The 6,412-nt window shown below is 45.5% G+C and carries 7 protein-coding genes; 4 read left to right on the top strand and 3 right to left on the bottom strand.

The features are described 5' to 3' along the window. The first annotated feature begins 686 nt into the window (after positions 1–686). Entirely contained in the window at positions 687–821 is a 135-nt protein-coding gene (locus tag CIK04_RS33480; protein ID WP_325205732.1) for a hypothetical protein, read from the top strand. 118 nt (positions 822–939) lie between these two features. Here CIK04_RS33480 and CIK04_RS22020 read toward each other — a convergent pair whose 3' ends face one another. The 3 genes from CIK04_RS22020 to CIK04_RS35630 form a co-directional block, all read right to left on the bottom strand. Continuing rightward, positions 940–2,427 carry an MDR family MFS transporter gene (locus CIK04_RS22020; RefSeq protein WP_097352622.1) on the bottom strand — a complete coding sequence of 496 codons (1,488 nt, stop codon included), beginning with the start codon at positions 2,425–2,427 and terminating at the stop codon, positions 940–942. Between the two features lie 10 nt (positions 2,428–2,437). After that, on the bottom strand, positions 2,438–3,463 hold the full coding sequence (locus CIK04_RS22025) for an HlyD family secretion protein (protein WP_039538136.1): 1,026 nt from the start codon (positions 3,461–3,463) through the stop codon (positions 2,438–2,440). A 292-nt stretch (positions 3,464–3,755) separates the two neighbouring features. After that, positions 3,756–3,956, bottom strand: a complete 201-nt coding sequence (locus tag CIK04_RS35630; RefSeq protein ID WP_369597163.1) for a DUF6795 domain-containing protein — start codon at positions 3,954–3,956, stop codon at positions 3,756–3,758. A 353-nt stretch (positions 3,957–4,309) separates the two neighbouring features. On the opposite strand from CIK04_RS35630, the gene CIK04_RS22030 reads away from it, so the two are divergent. The 3 genes from CIK04_RS22030 to CIK04_RS22040 all read left to right on the top strand — a co-directional run bounded on the left by CIK04_RS22030 (position 4,310) and on the right by CIK04_RS22040 (position 6,366). Continuing rightward, entirely contained in the window at positions 4,310–5,416 is a 1,107-nt protein-coding gene (locus CIK04_RS22030; RefSeq protein ID WP_097352623.1) for a Fic family protein, read from the top strand. Between the two features lie 108 nt (positions 5,417–5,524). Continuing rightward, the gene (locus CIK04_RS22035) at positions 5,525–5,785 is read left to right on the top strand and encodes a DUF5062 family protein (protein WP_011081156.1); all 261 of its coding nucleotides are present in this window, start codon (positions 5,525–5,527) and stop codon (positions 5,783–5,785) included. Positions 5,786–5,907: 122 nt separating this feature from the next. Next, entirely contained in the window at positions 5,908–6,366 is a 459-nt protein-coding gene (locus tag CIK04_RS22040) for a hypothetical protein (RefSeq protein ID WP_038964683.1), read from the top strand. Positions 6,367–6,412: the final 46 nt, after the last annotated feature.

Genomic DNA, 6,412 nt, shown 5'->3' on the forward strand with positions numbered 1-6,412 from the left:
TGACGTACCTTTGGTTCAGTTACCGCCAGAAAAAAACCAAAGCGCCAGGGCAACGTCTTCCAGCCTAATTGAACGAATTTAAAAAAACGCCAGTCAATCTTGCTGGCGTTTTTTTAGGTTTCCATTTCAGCGTCATGTCATTTTTTGCCCAAGTTACTTGTCGTTTTAGCTAAGCAGTGGCGAGTTCATAGACTTTTGAACTCTTTAAAAAGGAACAGCAGCAGAAATTTAATGAGAGAAATTTCTATCATTTTCGAATGATCGGAGTATAGTGCACATGGTTTTCAAACATGTGTTATTTATGAAATATATAGTTCAAGTCTATTCTTAGTTTTCTTTCGATTCCTTTCGTTATATTACATCTGTAGTTACTTCTTCTTTATCTTCCATTAAATAGCCTCAGTTTTTATATCATAATAATTGATGGTTTATTGATATTAAGCAATCGGTATGTTGCTGGTTTTTATCAGGTATTTTCATCTTGGTGTTTTGCGACTCACGATGTTGTGTTCTCTCGTTTTTATACGGTAGGGCGCGAGTTAGAGTTGAGTTTATAAACAGTCTGTAGATGAAAATATATTTAAATTATGAGTTATTATGATGTTCGATGAAGGAAAAATAAATGAGTAAAAAACGCGTAAAACATCATAATAAAAAAAGACGGTTATGAAACCAAGTTTGAACAAATGGTTAAAGACTATCATGAAGCTAAAGCGCTATTAGAATCCATGTCCAAGGGAAGTGAAGAATATAGCCAGCAAGAAAAACACTGTAATGCATTGTTTGCTTCTGCAGAGCGCTTTTTTAAACAAAATCAATAAGCTTTCTTGCATCTTTGAGTTCATGATTGGCAGATGTGCTGACAATCCGTGATGAATTTACAGCAAGCGATAAAAAACGAACCCGGTGGTTCGTTTTTTTATATGCTCTATTTAGGGATTATTTCGATCGTATCAATATCAGCATTGGCATCATGATAACGAACATGACCCCCACTAACTGGAAGGTATGAATGAAGGCCACCATTTGTGACTGTTGTTGCAGCATGGTCTGATACTGCTCAAGCGCTGCGGGATCGGTAATGGAGAGCCCTTGCTGCGCCGCCCAATCATGCAGCACCGGATTATAAGGATTGATGCCTTCGCCCAACGCATGCCACTGCTGCTGACTGTCGCGATATTGAAAGGTAGTCGCGATGGAGATACCAAACGAGCTGCCAATGGTGCGAAACAAATTATAGATACTTGCGCCCGCGACTGATTGCTCTTTGGGTAGTGTCAGATACGCCAATGTGGATAGAGTCGAGAAGGTTAATCCCAAACCCATGCCTTGAATCATGCTGGGCATCACGATCCAAAAGGTATCGATTTCCAACGAGTACAAAGTCATCAAGTAGCTACCAATACCGATACAGGCTAAGCCGAAGATGATCTTCAATCTAGGGTCAAATTGCGGATTGAGTTTGATCACTAGGATTAACATGGCTGCGGAAGCCAACCCTCGAGGTGCCATCAACATGCCCGTGGTTGAAACGGGATAGTGCAACAGACTTTCCAGCAGCATGGGTTGTTGGGTGGTCAGGCCAAACATCGCCATCGAGACAACCGCAATCATCAACGAGGAGACCATGAGGTTTTTGTCTTTCAGCAACCACAGTGGTGCAATCGGGCTTTTGGTTTTCCAACTGCGATAGCCCCACATAATCAAGCCGACAACGGCAAGTAACGCCGCGGTTTGAATCATGCGTGAATTAAACCAATCTTCGTCATTGCCTTTATCCAGCACAAATTGAAGCGCGCCAACGCCCAGTGCCATATAGCCGATGATCCACCAATCGAAATTTGGCTTTGTTTTGTTGCTGATATGAATATAGCGATAAATCAGCGTCGCGCATACCAAGCCAAAGGGTAGGTTGACGTAGAAAATCCAACGCCAGTTGATGTTATCGGTAATAATTCCGCCCACAACTGGCCCGAGAATTGGCCCCAACAAAATACCGATGGAGAAAATCGCCATCGCTTTGCCTTTTTGCTCAGAAGGGTAGAACTGCACCAGCATCGATTGTGCGAGCGGGATGACCGATGCACCAAACGCACCTTGAATGATGCGAAAGAGCACCATTTCTTCGAGTGAGGTGGCTTGGCCACATAGGGCGCTCGCAATCACAAAGCCAATCACCGCCACCAGCATCACTTTGCGTTCACCAAAGCGAGAGACCCAGAAACTGGTCATCGGAATGAAGATCGCCTCCGCCATACTGTAGCCTGTCAGCACCCAAGTGATTTGGTCTGCGGTTGCGCCCAGTGCGCCCATCATATGCGAAAGGGAGACGTTGGCCACGGTCATATCAATCAGTACCATGATGGCAGATAGCATCACGGCGACGGTGGCAACTCCCCGTTTGTCTGCCGTTATTGGACTATTCATCGTTCATCACTCAACGTGTGTGACTTTGCAAATCAACCGTCACTTCTGTACTGGCTCCCACGCGTAATTGAGGGGCGTCTTTTGGTACGTTAAGCGCCAAGCGAACAGGGAAGCGTTGCTTGATTTTTACCCAGTTACCCGTTGCGTTTTCAGGTGGCATCAAAGAGAAAGAAGTCCCGCTGGCTGGGGAAAGTTCTTCGACCGTTGCCTTCCAAACCCGGTCTGGATACATGTCGATCACCACTTCTGCCTCCATGCCGGGTTTAATGTGGGTAAGGTCCGTTTCTTTGAAGTTGGCGCGTACCCAATAGCTGTCTTTGATGATCACCGGAAACAGCGTTTGACCCACAGACACCACAGAGCCCACATGGGTGTTGATTTCGCCAGCGATCCCATCCACAGGCGAGGTGATGTCGGTATAACTCAGGTTTAACTCAGCTTGAGCCAATTGAGCGGCCGCTTGCTGAACCACTGCGGCTTCAGCCCCTTCTTCACCACGGTTCGCAATCGCTTTTTCGACCGACGCACGTGCTTGCTCTAGGCTGGCTTGAGCATTGGCCAGTTTGTTCTTTGCGGTATCGAGATCTTGAGCAGAAGCCAATTTACGTGCCACGAGAGAATCAATACGTTTGTATTCCAACTGAGCTTCCGTCAAGTTGGAGCGCGCAGCGTCTAACCCTGCGACTGCTTCCGTCACTTGTTTGTCCGCCACATCGTGTTGCTGAACGGCTAGCTGATACGCTGCTTTCGCCTGTTTGACGGCCAATAAGTAAGGGCGGGCGTCAATTTTCAGCAGCAAATCGCCTTTATTCACGGCTTGGAAATCTTTCGCTTCCACAGTCACCACTTGGCCTTGTACTTGAGGCGCAACCGATAGGATCTTCGCTCGCACGTAAGCATCTTCAGTGCTCGGATGGCTATCGGAATATTGCCAAGAAAGGTACATCGCACCAGAGGCAATGGCGCAAGCAGCAAGAAAAAGGGTTTTGGTCAATTTGGATTTTGATTTGCTTTTGTTCGCGATGGTGTCGCTCATTATATTGTCCAAGTGGTAAATTTTGTGATCAGTGTAGGATTTTTCCACTCTCGAACAACCGAATGATCTGCAAGGTTAAGATCCAATTTTGAATGTTGCTAAAGTGTTTGAAAGATGCGCAAGAAAAGTAAGCAATCGCAGTGATTAATGGTGAGCCTATCCATTACTGCTCGTGATGGGTAAACGTGAGGGAATGTGTTTTAACTGATTAAAATAAAGGCGAATATGAGTATCCGCCATACTAATTCATGACTGATACTGATGCTCCCAGCAGATCAACTCGCCGAACTTCTTATTGAGCTACACGAGTTTCTGTCAGCGGGTTGACTGGTTTTCTACTTTCATATTCGCTAGCAGCAAAGAAAAAATAGCCTTCATCGTCTGTTACCGTTGAATCCAGAAGTGGCTCTCCATAAGCCACGCCTCTTTCTAAAGTAACGCCTTGCAGTGGTGTTGCTCCGTCTAAAAGCCGACCTTTTATTTCAGGGCACAAGTGAATAAGTTTTTTTCAAACATGTTGTCAGAATCCGCTTTAGATAAACTAGATAGGAACACGCAAGCTAGTATGATTAGTTTATACAATAATTTATGCATTCATATTTCTCTTTTTGAGATTAGATTCTCAATACGATGAAAGATCGTTCTCTCGACAAAAAGAGTAAGTAAGACGTGATTGGTTAACCGTGGCGCAGGTTCCCTGCAAGTTATAACTGATAGCAGTCGATAAGCGCAGGGTGGATGATGCAAATACAACACTTAATCACATCACCATATGATTTGAAAAAAAGCGTTAATCACATCATAATGTGATTCGAATGTGTTGGGTTTTCGAATCAAGGAGCCGTTATGTGGATCTGGCAACAGGCGTCATGGCCTGAATTTGAGTGGGACAGAAGTGTGATTGAGCCGCTTGTGAGAACCACACGCCTAAATCAAGGTATCTTGTTAGGGAAAATGCTCTGTCAGCCACTTGATCAAACCCAAAATATGCTGGATACCTTGCTCGCCAACATTGTCCACTCTAGCGCGATAGAAGGGGAAAAACTCAACGCCTTTTCTGTGCGCTCTTCACTTGCCAACAAATTGGGCATCAGTGAAGAGAATCCGTTCCCAACAACGAAACAGACCGATGGTCTGGCAGAGATCATGCTCGATGCGGTCGATAACCTCGAGGTTCCACTCACTTTAGAGCGCGTCTTGCATTGGCATGCCTTGTTATTCCCCCAAGGCTACACGCTGTTCAATACTGTTATTGGCGGGCAGTTAAGAAGCGAGACACCCATGCAAGTGGTATCTGGACGGATAGACAAACCCGTTGTCCATTTTGAAGCGCCAGGCAGAGCGTGCTTAGACGCAGAACTGAGCACGTTTATACAGTGGTTTAACGATTCAAAGACGGATACCTCACTCGATCCTCTATTAAGAGCCGCCATTACCCACCTATGGTTTGTCACACTACACCCATTGGATGATGGCAATGGCCGCATTACTCGAGTGCTGACCGATCTCGCACTGGCACAAGCAGAGCACCAATCCGTGCGCTTTTACGCCATGTCGGTAGCGATTCTTGCTAACCGAAAAAGCTATTACGAGATCTTAGAACAAACACAAAAAGGGGATTTGGACATCACCGCGTGGCTACGTTGGTTTTTAGACACGCTGAATGAAACCTTTGATGTTGCGTTAAAAGAGATTGAACAAACGGTATTTAAAACCAATTACTGGCGACACATAGACCAAACACGGTTGTTGAGTGAACAAACCAAAGTGCTTAATCGAATGCTCGATGGTGATTTCCCTGAGGGGATCAACACATCGCAATACCACAAGGTTGCGAAAGTGAGTAAACCCACCGCCACAAGGCATTTGGCCGCGCTTGTTGAGCTTGGCTGCCTGATTAAATCTGACGCTGGTGGCCGGAGTACACGTTATCACTTGCCAAAGATTGGTTAATGTAAACCTTTATTCTGTCGTGCTGCGCTCAATTTTAACGCCGAATGAAACCGTGTGTTTTCAGCGCTGATATACTCCTTGCAGGATGAAAAAGAATAGGTGAAAAGCATGTCAAAAACCGCGAAGCTGAATAACGAAGAAAAGTTAGTGAAAAAGGCCTTAGAGATAGGCGGTAAGATGGCCAAAATGCAGGGCTTCGATTTACCTCAATCACCTCAACCCGTGCGTGTAAAAGCCGTCTACCTATTCTTGGTGGATGCCAAGCAAATCGCCCCGTTACCCGACAGTAAGCTCGATGGCGCTAACATCAAGCACCGCCTAGCACTCTGGATTCACGCTGCGTTGCCAGATAACGATCCGCTGAAGTAACTCGTTACTAAACTCGCTGAGTATTGGCCATTTTTGGGGTCAATAGTAATAAACAGTGGTAATTGAAATTTCAGCACTTAGAATGCGCACACTAAAAGTGATAACTGATGTAGAGTGATTTTATGCTTCGTGATTACACCTTCGATTGTCTTGTCTCCATGCCTCGTCATGAACTGGAAGAGTTCAGCGTGCGCATGATCAGTAAAATGGTACCTGAAGACGTGATGAGCGAGCTGTTTACTTTTGATCAAGAAGAAGTGGATAGCGAAGACCGCATGTTGTCGGCGCGCCTTGATGCCATGTTGCGTATGACGGCAATTGCACTGAGTGAAATTCAGCAAGCGTTTGATGATTCGGAAAACGCCAAACAAAATAGTGAGCGTATGACTCGCCTTGTACTTTGGCATTTCTACGCCATCTCATTTCGTTTGGAAGAAGCGATCACGCTTGAAGCGCACTGCGAACAAGTGGAAAAACTGCTCGAAAACACCCCCAACGATGTGTTTGCTTGGGTGAAAACACTGACCGATCTGCTGCACACGTATGCGGAAATCAACGCTAAAGAGAACCCAGAAGCGTAATAACGATTCGGTGTTATACCCTTCCTACTTGAAGCTGCAGCGGTGT

The sequence above is a fragment of the Vibrio sp. 03_296 genome, assembly GCF_002265885.1.

Bases quoted from the DNA above. Each gene is read 5' to 3' on its own strand.
- CIK04_RS33480 (WP_325205732.1), top strand. From the start codon at position 687: ATGGTTAAAGACTATCATGAAGCTAAAGCGCTATTAGAATCCATGTCC.
- CIK04_RS22020 (WP_097352622.1), bottom strand. From the start codon at position 2,427: ATGAATAGTCCAATAACGGCAGACAAACGGGGAGTTGCCACCGTCGCC.
- CIK04_RS22025 (WP_039538136.1), bottom strand. From the start codon at position 3,463: ATGAGCGACACCATCGCGAACAAAAGCAAATCAAAATCCAAATTGACC.
- CIK04_RS22030 (WP_097352623.1), top strand. From the start codon at position 4,310: ATGTGGATCTGGCAACAGGCGTCATGGCCTGAATTTGAGTGGGACAGA.
- CIK04_RS22035 (WP_011081156.1), top strand. From the start codon at position 5,525: ATGTCAAAAACCGCGAAGCTGAATAACGAAGAAAAGTTAGTGAAAAAG.
- CIK04_RS22040 (WP_038964683.1), top strand. From the start codon at position 5,908: ATGCTTCGTGATTACACCTTCGATTGTCTTGTCTCCATGCCTCGTCAT.